This is a genomic window from Pseudomonas sp. Q11, from assembly GCF_024494355.1.
GTDB lineage: Bacteria > Pseudomonadota > Gammaproteobacteria > Pseudomonadales > Pseudomonadaceae > Aquipseudomonas > Aquipseudomonas hefeiensis.
On sequence record NZ_JAKNQY010000001.1, the window covers coordinates 390,669 to 409,648 of the forward strand.

At 61.7% G+C, this 18,980-nt stretch carries 11 protein-coding genes and 2 pseudogenes; 6 read left to right on the forward strand and 7 right to left on the reverse strand.

Annotated elements, in window-relative coordinates; translation table 11 throughout:
* Positions 1-74 precede the first annotated feature (74 nt).
* The 3 genes from MA884_RS01700 to MA884_RS01710 all read right to left on the reverse strand — a co-directional run bounded on the left by MA884_RS01700 (position 75) and on the right by MA884_RS01710 (position 4,393).
* Positions 75-1,424: an aminotransferase class III-fold pyridoxal phosphate-dependent enzyme gene (locus MA884_RS01700; protein WP_256228678.1), complete on the reverse strand. Its 1,350-nt coding sequence runs from the start codon at positions 1,422-1,424 to the stop codon at positions 75-77.
* 11 nt (positions 1,425-1,435) lie between these two features.
* Positions 1,436-2,857: an aldehyde dehydrogenase family protein gene (locus tag MA884_RS01705; protein WP_256228679.1), complete on the reverse strand. Its 1,422-nt coding sequence runs from the start codon at positions 2,855-2,857 to the stop codon at positions 1,436-1,438.
* Between the two features lie 87 nt (positions 2,858-2,944).
* Complete coding sequence (locus MA884_RS01710; protein ID WP_256228684.1) at positions 2,945-4,393, reverse strand: APC family permease; 1,449 nt, start codon at positions 4,391-4,393, stop codon at positions 2,945-2,947.
* 540 nt (positions 4,394-4,933) lie between these two features.
* On the opposite strand from MA884_RS01710, the pseudogene MA884_RS27925 reads away from it, so the two are divergent.
* The 4 genes and pseudogenes from MA884_RS27925 to MA884_RS01725 all read left to right on the forward strand — a co-directional run.
* Positions 4,934-6,127: pseudogene (locus tag MA884_RS27925) on the forward strand (HAMP domain-containing protein); the annotation flags it as partial.
* A gap of 261 nt (positions 6,128-6,388) precedes the next feature.
* Positions 6,389-6,985: pseudogene (locus MA884_RS27930) on the forward strand (methyl-accepting chemotaxis protein); the annotation flags it as partial.
* 101 nt (positions 6,986-7,086) lie between these two features.
* Positions 7,087-8,256, forward strand: coding sequence for an efflux RND transporter periplasmic adaptor subunit (locus tag MA884_RS01720; protein WP_256228686.1), 1,170 nt, complete (start codon positions 7,087-7,089; stop codon positions 8,254-8,256).
* Between the two features lie 3 nt (positions 8,257-8,259).
* Entirely contained in the window at positions 8,260-11,355 is a 3,096-nt protein-coding gene (locus MA884_RS01725) for an efflux RND transporter permease subunit (protein ID WP_256228687.1), read from the forward strand.
* A 270-nt stretch (positions 11,356-11,625) separates the two neighbouring features.
* On the opposite strand, the gene MA884_RS01730 is transcribed toward MA884_RS01725, so the two are convergent.
* The 4 genes from MA884_RS01730 to MA884_RS01745 all read right to left on the reverse strand — a co-directional run bounded on the left by MA884_RS01730 (position 11,626) and on the right by MA884_RS01745 (position 15,848).
* A complete protein-coding gene (locus MA884_RS01730; RefSeq protein ID WP_256228689.1) occupies positions 11,626-12,474 on the reverse strand; it encodes an ureidoglycolate lyase in 849 nt (282 codons plus the stop codon).
* A 37-nt stretch (positions 12,475-12,511) separates the two neighbouring features.
* Positions 12,512-13,252, reverse strand: a complete 741-nt coding sequence (locus MA884_RS01735) for an SDR family oxidoreductase (RefSeq protein ID WP_256228690.1) — start codon at positions 13,250-13,252, stop codon at positions 12,512-12,514.
* On the reverse strand, positions 13,249-14,631 hold the full coding sequence (locus tag MA884_RS01740; RefSeq protein WP_256228691.1) for an MFS transporter: 1,383 nt from the start codon (positions 14,629-14,631) through the stop codon (positions 13,249-13,251). Before MA884_RS01740 ends, MA884_RS01735 begins: the two co-directional genes overlap by 4 nt.
* Before the next feature lie 254 nt (positions 14,632-14,885).
* Positions 14,886-15,848 (reverse strand): LysR family transcriptional regulator, encoded by a 963-nt coding sequence (locus MA884_RS01745; protein ID WP_256228692.1) that lies wholly within the window; start codon positions 15,846-15,848, stop codon positions 14,886-14,888.
* Positions 15,849-15,962: 114 nt separating this feature from the next.
* Between MA884_RS01745 and MA884_RS01750 the strand changes: the two genes are divergently transcribed.
* Together MA884_RS01750 and MA884_RS01755 are read left to right on the forward strand one after the other, a co-directional pair.
* Positions 15,963-17,144: a fumarylacetoacetate hydrolase family protein gene (locus MA884_RS01750; RefSeq protein ID WP_256228693.1), complete on the forward strand. Its 1,182-nt coding sequence runs from the start codon at positions 15,963-15,965 to the stop codon at positions 17,142-17,144.
* Between the two features lie 47 nt (positions 17,145-17,191).
* Positions 17,192-18,976, forward strand: coding sequence for an IlvD/Edd family dehydratase (locus tag MA884_RS01755; RefSeq protein ID WP_256228694.1), 1,785 nt, complete (start codon positions 17,192-17,194; stop codon positions 18,974-18,976).
* Positions 18,977-18,980 lie beyond the last annotated feature (4 nt).

Here is an 18,980-nt window from a genome sequence, read left to right on the forward strand (position 1 = left end):
TCCTTTGTGGTGCGCCTTTGTAGGCTGTTTTTATATTCAGGAGCCGGCACCGCACGCGGCGCCGGCTGGCCGGGCTAACGGCAGCTGGCGAGTGCGCTATCCAATGCACCGACCATCATGGCGGCCTCGTCAGAGGTGAGGGTCAGCGGTGGCGACAGGACGATTTTGTTACCGATCGGACGCATCAATACGCCGGCGCGGCGCGCATGCTCGGCGATGCGCGAAGCCAGGCCGGTAGCAGGGTCCAGCGGCTCGCGCGTGGTCTTGTCCGCCACCAGGTCCACGGCGATCATCAAGCCCTTGCCACGCACTTCGCCCACCACCGCATAACGTTCGGCCAGCGGTTGCAGTTGCTCCAGCAACTGGCCACCGATCTTCGCGGCATTGCCCGGCAGATCCTCGGCTTCGACAATATCCAGCACTGCCAGGGCCGCCGCACAAGCGGTTGGATGACCGCTGTAGGTGTAGCCGTGCATGATCACACTGCTGAAACCCGGGCCATTTTCGATTGCATCGACGATGCGCTGGTTAAAGACAGTGGCGCCCATCGGGATATATCCGGCGGTAATGCCCTTGGCCAGGCACAGCACGTCTGGCGCGACACCCCAGCCACGACTGCCCAACATGCAACCGGTGCGGCCGAAACCCGTCACGACTTCGTCGGCTATCAACAAAATGCCGTGGCGATCGCACACTTCGCGCAACCTCTTCCAGTAATACTTCGGCGGCACGATCACCCCGCCCGCGCCCTGCACCGGCTCGGCGATCAGCGCAGCGATGGTCTGGGCACCCAGCAGTGCGATCTGGTCTTCCAACTGGCGAATGCAGTGCGCGGTCAACTCCTCCGGGTCACGGCAATCCCAGGGATTGCGGTACAGCCAGGGCGTATCAAGCAAATGGCAGCCCGCCAACAGCGGCCCGTGGTTGTAGTGATAGACACCATTGCCGCCCACGGAGGTACCGCCTATGTGCACGCCGTGGTAACCGTTGCGTAACGACAAAAAGCGGGTGCGCCCTGGCTCGCCGCTGGCGATCCAGTACTGACGCGCCATTTTCAATGCGGTTTCCACCGCATCGGAGCCGCCGGAACTGAACAGTACCCGCGCCATGTTCTCCTGGGCGAACATCGACGTCAGTCGCTCCGCCAGGTCGAACACCCGGGGATGAGCGATGCCGTCGAAGGTCTGGTAGTAAGCCAGTTCGTCCATCTGCGCAGCGATGGCCGCCTTCACTGAAGCGCGGTTATGGCCCACGTTCACGTTCCACAAGCCGCCGACACCATCGAGCATGCGATGCCCCTCGATGTCGGTGATGTAATTGCCGTCACCACGGGCGATGACCAACGTCTTGGCACGGTGCGCTGGCGCCGAAGAATTCATCGGGTGCCAGAACTTCTTCTGCGCTGTCTTGTATTTCTCATACATGGTTCAAGTCCTCACTCAGTTTCACGCTTGCGTACATACAGCAGTTGCTGGCCAGTAAATTCCAGCAACCCTTCAAGGCCGAACTCGACACCGAACCCGGACATCTTGCTGCCGCCAAATGGCGTATTCGGCTGTATTTGTGCGTGGCAATTAACCCAGGCCACGCCGCTTTCAAGGCGACTGGCCAATGCCTGTGCCTGCTCGACATCAGGGCCCCAGACCGACCCGCCCAACCCCATGTCGCTGGCATTGGCGCGGCGCAGGACGTCCTCGACATCCTGATAGGCAATCAGGGGCAGCACTGGGCCGAACTGCTCCTCATCAACCAGTCGGTGTCCGTCCGTCACATCGGCGACCAGGGTCGGCGGATAGAAAAAGCCCGGTCGGTCCAGACGCGCCCCACCGCACAAAACACGCGCGCCTTGGGTGCGTGCGTCAGCCACCAGCGCCTCCACCAGCTCCAGTTGCTCAAGGTTCTGCACTGGGCCGAAAGTGACCTCGGGCTCCAGACCGTCGCCGACGGTCTGACGCGCGGCAATGCGCGTCAGGGCCTGGGCAAAGGCTTCGTATTGGGATTGGTGAATGTACAAACGCTTGAGGGCGGCGCAGGTCTGCCCCATGTTCAGGAAGGCCGCTTGAAAAATGTCTTCGACCACTGCCTCGACCGGCGTGTCAGGCAGGACGATGGCGGCATCATTGCCGCCCAGTTCCAGCGTCAAGCGCTTGAGATTGCCCGCGGCGCCGCGCATCACGCTTTGGCCCGTGGCGGTGGAGCCGGTGAAGACAATCTTCTGGATACCGGCGTGCGCGGTGATCGCACTGCCGAAACCTTGCTCACCGGTCACGACATTGATCACGCCCCGTGGAACATGACGCGCGATGATTTCCACCAGACGCAGCGTGCTCAACGGGGTCAGGCTGGACGGCTTGCTGATCACGCAATTGCCGGCACGCAAGGCCGGCATGATGTGCCAGACGGCAATCATGAACGGCCAGTTCCAGGGTGTGATCGACGCGACGACCCCCAGAGGTTTGCGATGCAACTCGATGCGTTGAGTCGGGGTTTCTTCCACCAGCTCCACGGGAATCTGCTGCTCGGCGGCATAGCGCGTCCAGGCCGCCGCGCCCATGACCTCGGAAAGGGCGAGCGCCAATGGCTTGCCCTGCTCCAGGACGACGAGCCGCGCCAATGCTTGTGCTTGCTGCTCGATATCCGCCGCGATGCTCAACAGGCGCTCGCAACGGTCCTCGTGAGTGCTGTGACGCCACTCGCCAAAGGCTGCCTGCGCTGCCGCGACGGCAAGGTCCAGTTGAGCCAGGGAACCGGCGGGGCATTGGGCGAATGCGCTACCGGTCGCAGGGTTGAGCACATCAAAATGGCCGTTTTCACCCCTGACCTGGACCCCATTGATGAGCATGTGATAGTCGTGCATAAGAGCCTCCCTTTCGCGCGCTGACGGGCCGTCCCGAACAACGTGGATCGGTATATTCGTGAGAGTTGAACAGTGCCGCGTGATGCCCTAGAGCTTGTGGCTGCCTAAGGCCATGAACCGCTCGGGTGCGACCTTGCGCAGTCGGGCGGCCAGAAATACGCCGCCGATCAACGCAGCGGGAATGACCGCGCAGAGGGCATACGACAAGAGCTTGCTGGCGCCGGTCAGAACATCGAAATGAATCATTGCAAGCACCAGGACCACCACTAACGCCAGGCAAGAGAAGCCCGGCAAGATCTGGCCACGCAGGACTCCCACCTTCAGTTCCGGGTGCCGCCGAAAGTAGACAAACACCGCAGCCGAGGTCAGTGCCATGAGCAAAATCACGCACAGCGTGGCCAGGTTGGAGAACCAGGCGAACAATTGCAGGATCGGATCGGCATCCAACGCGGCGAAAATCAATACCACCACCGCAGCGATCAGACTTTGCAGCGCCGACCCCATGTGCGGGCTCTGGTGGACGCGGTGGGTAGTCCCCAGCAGGCGAGGCAACAGCCCGTCACGCCCGATGGCAAAGAAGTAACGTGCGGCGGCATTGTGAAACGCCAACAGTCCGGCGTAGATACTGACCATGAACAGCACCCGGATGATCTGCGTCAGGTGCGGGCCGACAAAATGATCGGACATGCCATAAATGAACGTGGTGGGATCTTGCAGGGCTTGCAACGTCGCAACGATCTTGTCTGCCCCCACGCCGACCACCATCGACCAGACCGACAAGGCGTAGAAACCGCCAATCAACAAGACCGAGCTGTAGGTTGCAATCGGAATGGTACGGTGCGGATTCTTGGCTTCCTCACCGTAAATGGTGGTGGCCTCAAAGCCGATAAAGGCGGCGAAACAGAACAGCAAGCCGATTGAAGGCGTCCCGCTGAACACATGGCTACGGTCGAAGGAATCGAGATTGATACCGCTGTCACCACCGGTTTTGAGAATGGCGAAATCCAGCGTCAGGATTGCCAGGTACTCGGCAATGACCACTACCGACAGTACCCGGGCCGACAGGTCGATCTTGCGATAACCCAGAATCGCAATGCTCGCCATCGCCAGCAGCGAATACGTCCACCACGGCAGATCCAGGCTGAAAACACTGGCCATCGTGCCACTGACGACACCACCGAACATGCCGTACAGGCCGACCTGGAGAATGTTGTAGGCAAACATCGCCAGTACCCCCGCCGCACCACCGGCCAGGCCACCCAGGCCACGGGAGGTGAACGCGTAAAAACCGCCTGCGTTGGTCATGTGGCGGGACATGGCGGTGTATCCCACCGAGAACGCCAGCAACACCAGTAGCGCCAGGATCAGCAAGGCCGGTGTGCCGGCGCCATTGCCCAGCATAATGCCAATGGGAAAGCCCCCGGCGATGACACTCAGCGGACTCGCTGCCGAAATCACAAAGAAAATAATGAAGCCAACGCCCAGGGCGCCTCGCTTCAACTCCGTCGAGCTGCTGATCGGGAAAGACACACTCATTTCTCTTGACCTTATTGTATGAGGCAGTCGCTGTAGGATCGGGCCGCGGCCAGCTTCGCCGCTTTCCAGACGCTTATTGTTTTGGTTGCACGCTGGATTCGATGCTAGGCCCTTGCCAAAACCCTTCGCTATCCCAAAACGGCAGCATCCGAAGCCGTGCCCCAAAACAGGTCGGCCCAATGCCGGAACGCTGACCACCTGTGGCGAGGGATTACTCCCGCTGGACCGAGCTGGCGCTGTAGGAGCTGTCGAGCGAAGCGAGGCTGCGATCTTTTCAGCACCATTGAGTCTCAAGCGAAAGATCAAGATCAAAAGATCGCAGCCTCGCTTCGCTCGACAGCTCCTACCGGGCCAGCGAGTAATCTCTGGCCACAGGTTCTGGGTTTTCTTGGCAGAACCGTATTGCCCTATGCAGGAGCACAACGGCTGCCGATTCGGGATAACGGGAAAATGCCACCTGCCGCAAGATAACCTCACCCACCGCTCAGACAGTGCTGGGCCCAAAACAATAAAAGCCCCCACGCGCAGGAAAACTTCAGCATGTTCTTCGCTCGTCTCTCTATCCAATGGCGGATCACGCTCCTGAGTGGACTGTGCCTGCTGGCCGTCGTCGGGGCTTTGACCGGTGCCTCCCTGTACCAGAACCAGCAAGGCGCCACGCTGCTCAAGCAGCAAAGCAGTCAACTGCTCGGGCACTCGGCCCTGAAAGGTTTGCAGGCACAGGGCCTGGCACACGGTCAGCGGGTGGAACGCTTTTTCAGCGAAACAGCGATCTATGGGGAAGGTTTTGCCAAACAGGTCCTGCAACTGCGCGCCCAGGCGTGGAACGGGCGACTGACGCCAGGGCAACTGCGCCGGGACTTGATCGCCGCGACCCGCCAAGCCCTTCAGAACCGCGAAAAAGTCCTCGGTTTCTACGTGGTGCTGCTTCCCGACGCGCTGGTCGGTGAAGATGCCGGTTTCACTGGTCAACGCGATCTGGCCGGCAATGAAAAAGGTCGCTTTGCCCTGTACTGGTCGCAAAGCCAACCCGGCCATTTGGTGCAAGAGGTGCTCAGCGAAGCCCAGATCAGCGCCAACACCGCACCACCGGGCAGCGAGCCGGCCAACGCCTGGTACGTCTGCCCGCAGACACAGGGGCGCACCTGCGTGACGGAGCCCTACGCGATCGAGGTCGAAGGCCAGAAGACGTTGATGAGCAGCATCTCCATACCGTTGCTGGACCAGGGCAACGTCATCGGCGTGGTGGGCATGGACATCAGCCTCGATACCCTCCAGCAACTCGCCGCCAGCCTTGCCAACGACCTGTATCCCGGCCATAGCGAGATCAGCATTCTTTCCCCGTCAGGGCAAGTTGCCGGCCATAGCGGCACGGTTGACGGCACCTCGGTCGACGTTCGGCAAGCCGTGCAAACCGTCCCCGCCAACACCCCCTGGCAATTGCAGATACGCGTGCCTGAAGCGCTCGTGCAAGCGCCAGCCCTGCACATGCAGGCCCAGTTGGACGACAAGCATCGCCAGGCCAACTGGTTCAACCTCAGCCTGGGCTTGCTGGCGGCCGGCCTGGGGCTGTTGCTCATCTGGCTCACCGCTTACGGCGTGACCCGGCCGCTGCTGCGGGTGGCGCACATGCTCGATGCGATTGTCGACGGCGACGGCGATCTCACCCAACGCCTGCCCAACGACCGTCACGATGAATTGGGCCATCTGGCGCGGGGGTTCAATCGTTTTCTCGATAAGTTGCAACCCATCATCCGCGATATCCAGCAAGCCTCCCTGGACACCCGCAACACCGCCGATACGTCGGCGCAGGTGGCCGGGGAAGTCAGCGCGGGGATGCATACGCAGTACCGGGAAGTCGAACTGGCAGCGACCGCCCTGCATGAAATGAGCACCAGCGCCCAGGAAGTGGCCCGTCATTCCCACCAGGCGGCTGATGCCGCCACCGTCGCCGAAAACGCAAGCCGATCGGGGCGCGAATTGTTCGCCAACGCGGTCAACAGCATCGACAGCCTCGACCGACGCCTGGAAACCACCCTCGAACAAGTGCAGGCGCTGGCCGGCAACAGCCAACACATCGGCCAGGTGCTGGATGTGATCTGTGCCATTGCCCAACAGACCAACCTGCTGGCCTTGAATGCCGCCATCGAAGCGGCCAGGGCGGGTGAACAGGGACGCGGCTTCGCCGTGGTGGCCGACGAAGTTCGCCATTTGGCCAGCAACACCCAGAACTCGGTCGAGCAGATACGCACGGTGATCGAAGCGCTACAACAATTGAGCCAGGAGGTCGTGCACAGCACCCAACTGAGCCGAGAACAGGCCAGGGACAGCGTCGCTCAAGTCGAAAAGACCCATGTGGCGCTGCAGCGCATCACCGACGCCGTGGAAGTGATCGAACACATGAACCAGCAGATCGCCAGCGCAGCCCTGGAGCAAAGCGCTGTCGTGGAAGACATCAGCCATCGCGTCAGTGACATTCGCGGGATCAGCGAGACCTTGAGCAGCCGGATGGAGGAAGCCTCGCAGGCCAGCCACTCGTTGCATGCCATGGCCAATCATCAACAGCAACTGGTGGGGCACTTTCGTACTTAGTGGCCTGTGTGGTTACACAATTTCACAGAGCGCCTACAAAGCTTCACCCCTGTCATTGGCCTCGATCCCTACCATGGGCGGCTCAATAGTGGGGAAGCACCATGTCCAAGATTCCTTTCGTCACACTCGGCCTGTTGGTCGGGGCACTGCTGCTCAGTGGCTGTGATAGCGCCTCGCCCCCGCAAGCCTCCGCCCCGCTGCCCAGTGTGCGTGTCGAAACCGTCCAGGCCCGGCCCCTGTCGATCAGCAACGAGCTGAGCGGCCGGATCGTCGCGCCACGGGTCGCCGAAGTCCGCGCGCGGGTGGCCGGCGTAGTCTTGCAGCGGGTGTTTCGTGAAGGCCGCGACGTCAAACAGGGCGAGGTGCTGTTTCGCATCGATCCGGCGCCGTTCAAGGCCGACCTGGACAGTGCCGAGGCGGCATTGCGCAAGGCCGAGGCCAATGCGTTCCAGGCCCGCTTGCAAGCCCAGCGTTACGCCCAGTTGATCGATGACAAGGCGATCAGTGGCCAGGACTACGACAACGCCCGTGCCAGCGTGCGCCAGACGGCCGCTGACGTCGCTGCCAGCAAGGCGGCTGTGGAACGGGCGAAGCTGAACCTTGGGTATGCCACGGTGACTGCGCCGATCTCCGGGCGCATCGGTCGCGCCCTGGTGACGGAAGGCGCCTTGGTCGGGCAGAACGAAAGCACGCCGTTGGCGTTGATCCAGCAACTGGACCCGATCCACGCCGACCTCACGCAATCGACCCGCGAACTCAACGACCTGCGCCGCGCCTTTCGCGCAGGGCTTTTGCAAGCGGTTGGCCAGGGCCAGGCCAAGGCCACCTTGATCCAGGACGACGGCAGCCCTTACCCGCTGCCCGGCAAGTTGCTGTTCACCGACCTCAGCGTCGACCCGAGCACCGGCCAGATCACCCTGCGCAGCGAATTCCCCAACCCCGACCTGGACCTGCTGCCGGGCAGTTTCATCCGCGTGCGCCTGGAACAGGCGGTCAACAACCAAGGCATCACCGTGCCGCAACGGGCGATCCTGCGCGACAGCGCCGGGGTCGCCCAGGTGTTGCTGCTGGACGCCGAGCAGAAAGTCAGCCAGCAACCGGTGCAGCTGGGCGTCGCGCAAAACGATCGCTGGGTCGTCACGCAGGGTTTGAAACCCGGCGACCGCATTGTCATCGAAGGCCTGCAACACGCCCGTCCCGGCGAGCACGTCCAGGTCGACGATTCCCCACTTCCCCTCGCCCAGGTTCGCGGGCCACAGGCAGGACACTAAGCCATGCCGCAATTCTTCATCGACCGCCCGGTGTTCGCCTGGGTCGTCGCCTTGTTCATCCTGTTGGCCGGTATCCTGGCCATCCCACAGTTGCCGGTGGCGCAGTACCCGGTCGTGGCCCCGCCACAAATCGAGATCTACACCGTCTACCCGGGTGCTTCGGCGCAAACCGTGGACGAAAGCGTGGTCAGCCTGATCGAGGAAGAACTCAACGGCGCCGACAACCTGCTGTATTTCGAATCCCAAAGCAGCCTGGGCAGCGCCACCATCACCGCGACCTTCCAACCCGGTACCAACCCGGAACTGGCCCAGGTCGACGTGCAGAACCGCCTCAAGGCGGTGGAGTCGCGCCTGCCGCAAGCGGTCACGCAGCAGGGCTTGCAAGTGGACAAAGTCTCCGCCGGCTTCCTGCTGCTGATCACCCTCACCTCCAGCGACGGCAAGCTCGACGACGTGGCCCTCAGCGATTACCTCGCGCGCAACGTGATGAACGAGATCAAGCGCCTGGACGGTGTCGGCAAGGCCCAGCTGTACGGGGCCGAGCGAGCCATGCGGATCTGGATCGACCCGCAGAAACTCGTCGGCTTCAACCTGACCCCGGCCGACGTCAATGCCGCCATCGTGGCGCAGAACGCCCAGGTGTCAGCGGGCAGCCTGGGGGATTTGCCGAGCCGCAGAACCCAGGAAATCACTGCGACCATCGTCGTCAAAGGCCAGCTCAACACGCCGCAAGAGTTTGCCGACATTGTGCTCAAGGCCAACCCCGACGGCTCGACGGTGCGCATCGCCGACGTGGCACGGGTGGAAATCGGCAGTCAGGAATACCAGTTCTCCACACGCCTGAACGGCAAGCCGTCCACCGCCGTGGCCGTGCAACTGTCGCCGGGCGCCAATGCCTTGAACACCGCGACCCTGGTGCGTAACAAAATGGACGAGCTGTCGCGCTATTTCCCGGCCGGCGTGGAATACAAGATTCCCTACGACACCTCACCGTTCGTCAAAGTCTCGATCACCAAGGTGATCTACACCCTCGGCGAGGCGATGTTGCTGGTGTTCGCGGTGATGTTCCTGTTCCTGCAGAACATCCGCTACACCCTGATCCCGACCCTGGTGGTGCCGGTGGCGCTGATGGGCACCTTCGCGACGATGCTCGCGCTGGGGTTCTCGATCAACGTGCTGACCATGTTCGGCATGGTGCTGGCCATCGGCATCCTGGTGGACGATGCCATCGTCGTGGTGGAAAACGTCGAGCGGATCATGGCCCAGGAAGGCTTGTCGCCCAAGGAGGCCACACGCAAGGCCATGGGGCAGATCACCGGCGCGATCATCGGCATTACCCTGGTGCTGGTGGCGGTGTTCATTCCGATGGCGTTCATGCAGGGCTCGGTGGGGGTGATTTACCAGCAGTTCTCGCTGTCGATGGCGACGTCGATCCTGTTCTCAGCCTTTCTCGCCTTGACCTTGACCCCGGCGCTTTGCGCGACTTTGCTCAAGCCGGTCGCCAAAGGTGATCACCACGCCAAAAGCGGTTTCTTCGGCTGGTTCAACCGTGGCTTCGACCGGTTCGGCGACCGCTATCAAGGCTGGGTGGCCTATGCGCTGAAACGTAGCGGTCGTTATCTGCTGATCTATGGCGTGCTGCTGGTGGGCATGGGCCTGCTGTTCAGTCGCCTGCCCTCCTCGTTCCTGCCGGTGGAAGACCAGGGCTACACCATCACCGACATCCAGCTACCGCCGGGTGCCAGCAAACACCGTACGGTGCAGGTGGTGGAGCAGATCGAAGCCCACAACGCCGGCGAGCCGGGGGTCAGCGACAGCACGGTCATCCTCGGTTTCAGCTTTTCCGGCAGTGGCCAGAACGCGGCGCTGGCCTTCACCACCCTCAAGGACTGGTCGCAACGCGGTGCCGAGGATTCGGCAGCGTCGATTGCCGACCGTGCCAACCTGGCGCTGGGTCAAATCAAGGACGCCATGGCGTTCTCGGTGCTGCCACCGCCCGTGGATGGCCTGGGCACTTCCAGCGGTTTCGAGTTCCGTTTGCAGGACCGGGGAGGCCTCGGCCATGCCACCTTGATGCAGGCCCGCAGCGAATTGCTCGCCGCCGCCGAAAAAAGCCCGATGCTGATGAATGTGCGCGAAAGCGCCCTGGCGGAGGCACCGCAGGTGCAATTGGAGGTCGACCGCAAGCAGGCCAATGCCCTGGGCATTTCCTTTGCAGATGTCGGTAGCGTGTTGTCCACGGCGGTGGGTTCGGCCTACATCAACGACTTCCCCAACCAGGGCCGCATGCAACGGGTGGTGGTCCAGGCCGAAGGCGACCAGCGCAGCCAGGTCGAGGATTTGCTGAAGATCCACGTGCGCAACAACAGCGGGAAAATGGTCCCGTTGTCGGCGTTCGTCCAGGCCCGCTGGACCCAGGGGCCGGCGCAATTGACCCGCTATAACGGTTATCCGGCGGTGAGCATTTCCGGCGAACCGGCACCGGGCTACAGCACCGGGCAAGCCATGGCCGAAATCGAACGGCTGGTGGCCCAAGGGCCGACGGGCCTGGGCCAGGAATGGACCGGGTTGTCCTTGCAGGAACGCCTGTCCGGCAGCCAGGCACCCATCCTGTTGGGCCTGTCGCTGCTGGTGGTGTTCTTGTGCCTGGCGGCGCTGTACGAGAGCTGGTCGATCCCGACCTCGGTGCTGCTGGTGGTGCCGCTGGGTGTGCTCGGTGCGGTACTGGCCGTGTCATTGCGCGGCATGCCCAACGATGTGTTCTTCAAGATCGGGCTGATCACCATCATCGGCCTGTCGGCGAAAAACGCGATCCTGATCATCGAGTTCGCCAAGAGCCTGTACGACGAGGGCCACGACCTGATCGACGCCACGCTCCAGGCCGCACGCCTGCGCCTGCGGCCGATCATCATGACCTCGCTGGCGTTCATCCTTGGGGTGGTGCCGTTGGCGATTGCCAGCGGTGCCAGCTCGGCGAGCCAGCAGGCCATCGGCACCGGGGTGATCGGCGGGATGATCACAGCCACGCTGGCGGTGGTGTTCGTGCCGGTGTTTTTTGTGGTGGTGATGAAGCGTGCCAGGCGTGTTGATCCCAAGTGAGGCTAGGCCGGAGCAACGCCATCGCGAGCAGGCTCGCTCCCACAGTTGATCTTCAGCAGACACCCTATCCGCGTGCATCCGAAGTCCTTCTGTGGGAGCGGGCTTGCTCGCGAAGAGGCCAGCACATTCAGCATCTTCATTGACGGTGACGCCGCCTTCGCGAGCAAGCCCGCTCCCACAGGAGTTTGAGGGGCACATGAGTTTTGTGCCTGTCGAAGATCAACTGTGGGAGCGAGCCTGCTCGCGAAGACGGCAGCGAGCCCAGCCATCTCAGTCCGCCTGCACCGTGACCTGACGCTGTTCGCCCAAGCCCTCGATCCCCAGGCGCATGGTCTGGCCCGGACGCAGGAACACCGGGTGGGGCTTGATGCCCAGGCCGACACCAGGCGGCGTGCCGGTGGAGATCACATCCCCCGGTTGCAGGCTCATGCACCGACTCAAGTAGGCAATCAATTGCGGCACGCTGAAGATCAGCGTTCGGGTATTGCCGTTCTGATAGCGGTGCCCGTCGACCTCCAGCCACAGGTCCAGTGCATGCGGGTCGGCGATTTCGTCCCGGGTCACCAGCCAGGGCCCAAGAGGGCCAAAGGTGTCGAAACCTTTGCCCTTGTCCCAGGTGCCCCCGCGCTCCAGTTGCCATTCGCGCTCGGAGACATCATTGATGACGCAGTAGCCGGCGACATGCTCCATGGCGTTGGCTTCGTCGATGTAGCGCCCGCCCTTACCGATGACCACGCCCAACTCGACTTCCCAGTCGGTCTTGAGTGAGCCACGGGGGATCTGGATGTCGTCGTTCGGTCCGCAGATGGCGCTGGTCCACTTGTTGAAGATAATCGGCTCTTTCGGCACGTCCATGTTCGACTCGGCCGCATGGTCGGCATAGTTCAGGCCAATGCAGATGAATTTGCCGACCTGCCCGACACAGGCACCGATCCGAGGCTGGCCGGCAACAAGGGGCAGGTTGTACGGATCGAGAGCAGCGAGCGCTGCCAGGCTGTCCGGGCCCAGGGCCTGTCCGGCGATATCCGGCACATGGCCCGACAGGTCGCGGATCTGCTGATCGGCATCCAGCAGGCCGGGTTTTTCCGAACCTTTTTCGCCGTAGCGCAACAGTTTCATGGCGTTCTCCTGTTCAGATTCAAAGTAAAAACCGGGTTCAGATACTCATGCCGCCATCGATCACATGCACACCACCGGTGGTGTAGCTCGACGCATCGCTGCCCAGGTACACGGCCAACTGCGCGATTTCTTCGGTACTGCCGATACGACCCATGGGCTGGCGCTCAAGGAACTGCCGGTAAACCTGTGTCTCATCCACCCCTTGTTGCGCAGCCTGGGCGGCGATGCGCTGACGGAGTGACGGAGAGTCCACGGTTCCAGGGCATATGGCGTTACAACGGATGCCCTGAGTGACGAAGTCGATAGCCACAGCCTTCGTCAAGCCCACTACCGCCGCCTTGCTGGCCGCATAGGCGAAACGGTTGGGCACGCCTTTGATGCTGGAGGCCACCGACGACATGTTGATGATCGAACCGCCGCCCCGCGCCTGCATGCCTGGCAGAAATGCGCGGATCATCCGGTACATGGCCGTGACGTTGAGGTCCAGCGAACGCGCCCAGGCGGCTTCGTCGCACTCCAGGATGTTGCCGCTGTGAACGTAACCGGCGCAATTGAAGAGCACGTCCAGCCCACCGATACGCTCGCAAGCGGCGCTGATGGCAACGGTCGACGTGACGTCCAGGGTGATGGCAGTGACCCCTTCAATGCCTGTGAGGGCATGGATATCGATGTCAGTGGCGAACACCTCGGCGCCGGCCCGGGCGAAAGCAATGGCGCTGGCCAAGCCAATGCCCTGCCCCGCTGCCGTCACCAGCACCCGCTTATTCTGCAGATTCATGCAGTCTCCAGTTGCGCTGCCGTGTCGGCGTGCTTGGGAGTCCTGCCGAGCATCGAGGCAGGGATGGCCAGGATCAGTGCGCCGCTGACCAAAAGACACAGGGCGAGTACATAGGTGCCGTTGTTGATGTTGCCCGTGAGGGTTTCCGCCACGGCGGTGATCATCGAACCGGTGAAACCCGACAAGTTACCGATGGCGTTGATCATGCCGATGCCGGCCGCGGCGGCGACGCCCGACAGCACGGTGCCCGGCAAGGTCCAGAAAATCGGCATCAGGCTGAGGATTCCCGAGGCGGAGACGCTGAGGAAAAGCACGGACAACACCAGGTTGTCGGCGAAGAAGGCACTGAGGATCAGGCCGACACCACCAATGAAGGCCGGAATCGCCGCGTGCAGGCGTCGCTCACCGGTGCGGTTGGAGTGGCGTGCGTTGAGCAGCATCGCCACGATTGCCACCGAGTACGGGATGGCCGTCAGCAAACCGATGTGCAAACTGTTGGTGATACCGGTGCTCTTGATGATCGAGGGCATCCAGAACGCCAGGCCGTAGAAGCCGGTATTGAAGGTCAGCAGAATCAGCACCAGCAACCACACCCGCGGGTTGAAAAATACTTCGCTCAGCCGTGTGGCCTTACCCTGGTTGTCGGTTTGCAGATTGGCCTTGAGCATGGCTTTTTCCGCGACGCTCAGCCATTTGGCTTTATCGATGTTGTCGGCCAGGCAGACGATCACCACAAACGCCATGATGATCGAAGGGATGCCTTCAATGAGCAGCATCCATTGCCAGCCGGACAGGCCTTGTACCCCGTGCATGCTGTTCATCAGCCAGCCGGAGAGAATGCCGCCCAAGGTCAGGCTGACCGGCAACGCCAGCAGGAACCCGGACATCACCCGGCTCTGCCGGTGGGTCGGAAACCAGTAATTGAGGTAGAGGATCACGCCAGGGAAAAAGCCCGCTTCGCAGATCCCCAACAGGAAACGCAGCACATAGAACATCGTGCTCGATTCGATGTGGAAGAAAGTCGCCAACGGCACGGTGTAGGCCACGGCCATGGAGACCACCGCCCAGGTCAGCATGATCCGGGCAATCCAGAACCGTGCGCCAAAGCGATGCAGCAACAGGTTGCTGGGGACCTCGAAGAGGAAGTAGCCCCAGAAGAACATACTGGCGCCCAAGGCATACACAGTGTTGCTGAATTGCAGCTCGTTGAGCATATCGAGCTTGGCAAAACCGATGTTCACCCGATCAAGGTAGGCTGCCATGTAACACAACAGCAGGACAGGCAGGATGCGCCAGATAACCTTGCGGTAGGTCCGGTCCTCAAAATCGAGTCCGCTGGCTTGCGACTGCGCGGGTAAATGCTCGGATACGGTTTGCATGAGGTCACCCCTGGGCATGTGGGCATGCCTGATTGTTTTTATTGAGTCAGTCACTCTACTGGCGGGATCTGATTCTTTCCCAATGGCATTTTTGGATTAAGCGATAACGGTCAGTTATCGGAGTGACACCGACAAGTGCTCAACTTGTGCCGAGGGGATTTATCTGTGGGAGCAAGGCTTGCCCGCGATGCAGGCGCCTCGTATTTGCGCTGACCGCGTCGTCTTCATCGCGGGCAAGCCTTGCTCCTACAGATTCACCTACTTTCTTGAGTGGACGATGGTGCGGCCAGGCGCGCGTTTTCCTTGAGGATTTCGGCGAACTCCAGCGCCGCCCCCACCAGTTGCTCGCCCTTGCGCGTGAGGATGCCGTAATCCTGCGGCACCAGGTGCAAGGGCGTATCGAGGGTTATCAACTGGCCGCTTTCAAGCAGCGGGTTGACCATGGCATTGGGCAGCATGCCGATCATGGGTCCGCGCTGTAGAACCTGGAGGAAAGTCTGCATGGAGATGGTGTCGATGGTGTTACGCGGCATGCCTACCCCGGCCTCGGCAAAGGCCAGTTCCATGCGTGCGCGAATCGGTGTGCCTATCGGGTAGAGAATCCAGGGCAAGTCCACCAGTTGCTGCAAGGACGTGGGCCCCGCGTTTGCCAGCGGATGCCGGTTGTTAACCACGATGCAGAACGGCTCCGGCGCCAGCGCCTGGAAGTCATAGCGCTGCTGCTGGCTTTGATCGGTAAAGCGGGCCACTGCCAGATCGAGGGTTTTTTCTTCGAGCATCTCCATCAAATGGTTACTGGTCTGTTCAACGACCTCGATCGATAGCAGCGGCCATCGTTGCTTGATCTGCAGGATCGCCTCGGGCAAGGCCACCGCCGTGGCGGCAAAAATCCCGCCGACCTTGAGATAACCGTGACCGCCCTCGCGCAGGCTGCTGATTTGCTCAACGAACGAACGTGCATCATTCAAGGCGATTTGCGCATAACGCAACACATGCTCCCCCAGCGCCGTAGGTGGCATGCTGCGGGGCAGCCGTTCGAACAATGCAAAGCCAAGCAGGCTTTCTATTTCCTTGAGCATCTTGCTGATGGCCGGCTGACTGAGGTTCATCTGCTGCGCCGCCAAATGCATATTGCGTGTGCGCCCCAAGGTATCGATCAACATCAGGTGGCGAAATTTGAGCCAGCCGCAGAAGCTGGAAAAGGACAGATCTGACATGGACGTTCCTCGGATCAGCAATAACCTGACGTTATCAAATACTGAATATATCTCATTGGAGTTTATCGACCACCCACCCTAGCGTGAAGGCTTTACGAATCAGGAAACCTTTCCATGTCGCTACTGCTTACTCCCGAAAATACCCTGCCGGTCGATGGCGTGGCCGGAGCCCTGATTGGCCGTGCCTGGGTGCCGGGCCGGATTGCCGGGCCTTCGCCCATTGTGCTGCGCAGCGACGGGGTGTTTGATCTGTCGGAGCGTTTTGCGACCTTGAGTGACTTGCTGGAAACAGAATCACCACTGGCTGCAGTGCGGCAGACACCCGGCACCTTCATCGCTACTGTCCAGGCCCTGCTGGCCAACAGCGGCCTCGACGCCGACCCGTCCAAACCGTCGCTGTTGCCCCCCCTGGATTTGCAAGTCATCAAGGCCGCCGGCGTGACCTTCGCCGCCAGCATGATCGAGCGGGTAATCGAGGAGCAGGCTGGCGGCGACTCAACGAAAGCCCGAGCCGTACGCGCCACCGTGCAAAGCGTAATCGGCGACAACTTGCGTTCGATCGTGCCGGGCTCTGAGCAGGCCATGCGCCTGAAAGCCTTGCTCATCGAACAAGGCATGTGGTCGCAGTATCTGGAAGTCGGCATCGGCCCGGATGCGGAAATTTTCACCAAGGCACCGGTTCTCGCCGCCGTCGGCAGCGGCAGCCGCATCGGCATTCATCCCGGCTCCCAATGGAACAACCCGGAACCGGAAGTGGTGCTAGCGGTGAACAGCCGTGGCCAGATCCACGGCGCCACGTTGGGTAACGATGTCAACCTGCGGGATTTCGAAGGCCGCAGCGCGCTGCTGCTGAGCAAGGCCAAGGACAACAATGCGTCCTGCGCCATCGGGCCGTTTATTCGCCTGTTCGACGAGCACTTCAGCCTGGATGATGTGCGGGCCTGCGTGGTCGATCTGCAGGTACAAGGTGAAGACGGTTACCGGCTGCATGGGTCGAGCTCCATGAGCCAGATCAGCCGCGACCCGCAGGACCTGGTCAGGCAGACACTCAATGCCAATCACCAATACCCGGATGGTTTTCTGCTGTTTCTCGGTACCCTGTTCGCCCCCACAGAAGACCGTGATCAGGCCGGCGGCGGGTTTACCCACAAACTGGGTGACCGGGTCAGTATCAGCAGCCCGTTGCTTGGCAGCCTGCATAACCAGGTGACCCACAGCGCTGACGCCGCACCCTGGACCTTTGGCGTGAGCGCTCTGCTGCACAATCTCGCCTCCCGGGGGTTGCTCGCCCGCTGACGCAGAACCGTTTGCCGATTCGCCCAATTACAAGAGAGAAATGAATCATGACTGACACGCCAAAACGCCGACTGCGCAGCGAGCAATGGTTCAATGATCCTGCCCACGCAGACATGACCGCCCTGTATGTCGAACGCTACATGAACTACGGGATGACTCGCGAAGAGCTGCAATCGGGACGCCCGATCATCGGCATCGCCCAGACTGGCAGCGACCTGACACCCTGCAACCGTCATCACCTGGAGCTGGCGCAACGGGTCAAGGCCGGTATTCGTGATGCTGGCGGCATTCCCATGGAATTCCCGGTGCACCCGATCGCCGAGCAGTCGCGCCGCCCCACTGCGGCACTGGACCGGAACCTGGCCTACCTGGGGTTGGTGGAGATCCTTCACGGTTATCCATTGGACGGCGTGGTGCTCACCACCGGTTGCGACAAGACCACCCCGGCCTGCCTGATGGCCGCGGCCACAACCGACCTGCCGGCCATTGTGCTGTCCGGGGGCCCGATGCTCGACGGTCACCACAAGGGCGAGCTGATCGGCTCCGGCACCGTGCTCTGGCATGCGCGCAACCTGATGGCTGCCGGCGAGATCGACTACGAAGGCTTCATGGAAATGACCACTGCGGCATCGCCGTCGGTGGGCCACTGCAACACCATGGGCACCGCCCTGTCGATGAACGCCCTGGCCGAAGCCCTGGGCATGTCGTTGCCCGGTTGTGCGAGCATTCCAGCGCCCTATCGCGAGCGCGGGCAAATGGCCTATGCCACCGGCAAACGCATTTGCGAACTGGTACTACAAGACGTACGCCCGTCACAGATCATGACCCGCCAGGCGTTCGAGAACGCTATTGCCGTCGCTTCGGCATTGGGTGCCTCGAGTAACTGCCCCCCGCATCTGATCGCCATCGCCCGGCACATGGGCGTCGAACTGAGCCTGGATGACTGGCAACGGATCGGCGAGGAGGTGCCATTGCTGGTCAATTGCATGCCGGCGGGCCAGTACCTGGGCGAAGGCTTCCACCGGGCCGGGGGCGTACCAGCGGTCATGCATGAGCTGCAAAAAGCCGGGCGCCTGCATGAAGACTGTGCCACGGTCAGCGGCAGAACCATCGGCGAAATCGTACGCAGCAGCCTGACCAGTAACGCCGATGTGATTTATCCCTTCGACACCCCGCTCAAGCACCGTGCCGGCTTCATCGTGCTCAGCGGCAATTTCTTCGACAGCGCGATCATGAAAATGTCGGTTGTTGGTGAAGCGTTCCGCAAGACCTACCTGTCCGAACCCGGCGCCGAGAATAGCTTCGAAGCCCGCGCCATCGTGTTCGAAGGACCGGAGGACTACCACGCCCGGATCGACGACCCGGCGCTGGACATCGACGAACGCTGCATCCTGGTCATCCGCGGTGTTGGCACCGTGGGTTACCCCGGCAGTGCCGAAGTGGTGAACATGGCCCCGCCGGCCGCGCTGATCAAACAGGGCATCGACTCCCTGCCCTGCCTCGGTGACGGGCGCCAGAGCGGCACATCGGCGAGCCCGTCAATCCTCAACATGTCCCCTGAGGCGGCGGTGGGAGGCGGCTTGGCATTATTGAAAACCAACGACCGCCTGAAAGTGGACCTGAACACACGCACCGTGAACCTGCTGATCGACGAGGCCGAGATGACCCGGCGCCGACTCGAATGGACGCCGAACATCCCGCCATCGCAAACGCCCTGGCAGGAGCTTTATCGGCAGTTGGTGGGCCAGCTATCCACGGGGGGCTGCCTTGAACCTGCCACGTTGCACCTCAGAGTGATTGCCCGCAGCGGTGAGCCGCGCCACTCTCACTGACGAA

Excerpts from the sequence above, each read along its gene's own strand:
- MA884_RS01720 (WP_256228686.1), top strand. The coding sequence starts at position 7,087 with ATGTCCAAGATTCCTTTCGTCACACTCGGCCTGTTGGTCGGGGCACTG.
- MA884_RS01705 (WP_256228679.1), bottom strand. The coding sequence starts at position 2,857 with ATGCACGACTATCACATGCTCATCAATGGGGTCCAGGTCAGGGGTGAA.
- MA884_RS01700 (WP_256228678.1), bottom strand. The coding sequence starts at position 1,424 with ATGTATGAGAAATACAAGACAGCGCAGAAGAAGTTCTGGCACCCGATG.
- MA884_RS01730 (WP_256228689.1), bottom strand. The coding sequence starts at position 12,474 with ATGAAACTGTTGCGCTACGGCGAAAAAGGTTCGGAAAAACCCGGCCTG.
- MA884_RS01745 (WP_256228692.1), bottom strand. The coding sequence starts at position 15,848 with ATGTCAGATCTGTCCTTTTCCAGCTTCTGCGGCTGGCTCAAATTTCGC.
- MA884_RS01750 (WP_256228693.1), top strand. The coding sequence starts at position 15,963 with ATGTCGCTACTGCTTACTCCCGAAAATACCCTGCCGGTCGATGGCGTG.
- MA884_RS01740 (WP_256228691.1), bottom strand. The coding sequence starts at position 14,631 with ATGCAAACCGTATCCGAGCATTTACCCGCGCAGTCGCAAGCCAGCGGA.
- MA884_RS01735 (WP_256228690.1), bottom strand. The coding sequence starts at position 13,252 with ATGAATCTGCAGAATAAGCGGGTGCTGGTGACGGCAGCGGGGCAGGGC.
- MA884_RS01755 (WP_256228694.1), top strand. The coding sequence starts at position 17,192 with ATGACTGACACGCCAAAACGCCGACTGCGCAGCGAGCAATGGTTCAAT.
- MA884_RS01710 (WP_256228684.1), bottom strand. The coding sequence starts at position 4,393 with ATGAGTGTGTCTTTCCCGATCAGCAGCTCGACGGAGTTGAAGCGAGGC.
- MA884_RS01725 (WP_256228687.1), top strand. The coding sequence starts at position 8,260 with ATGCCGCAATTCTTCATCGACCGCCCGGTGTTCGCCTGGGTCGTCGCC.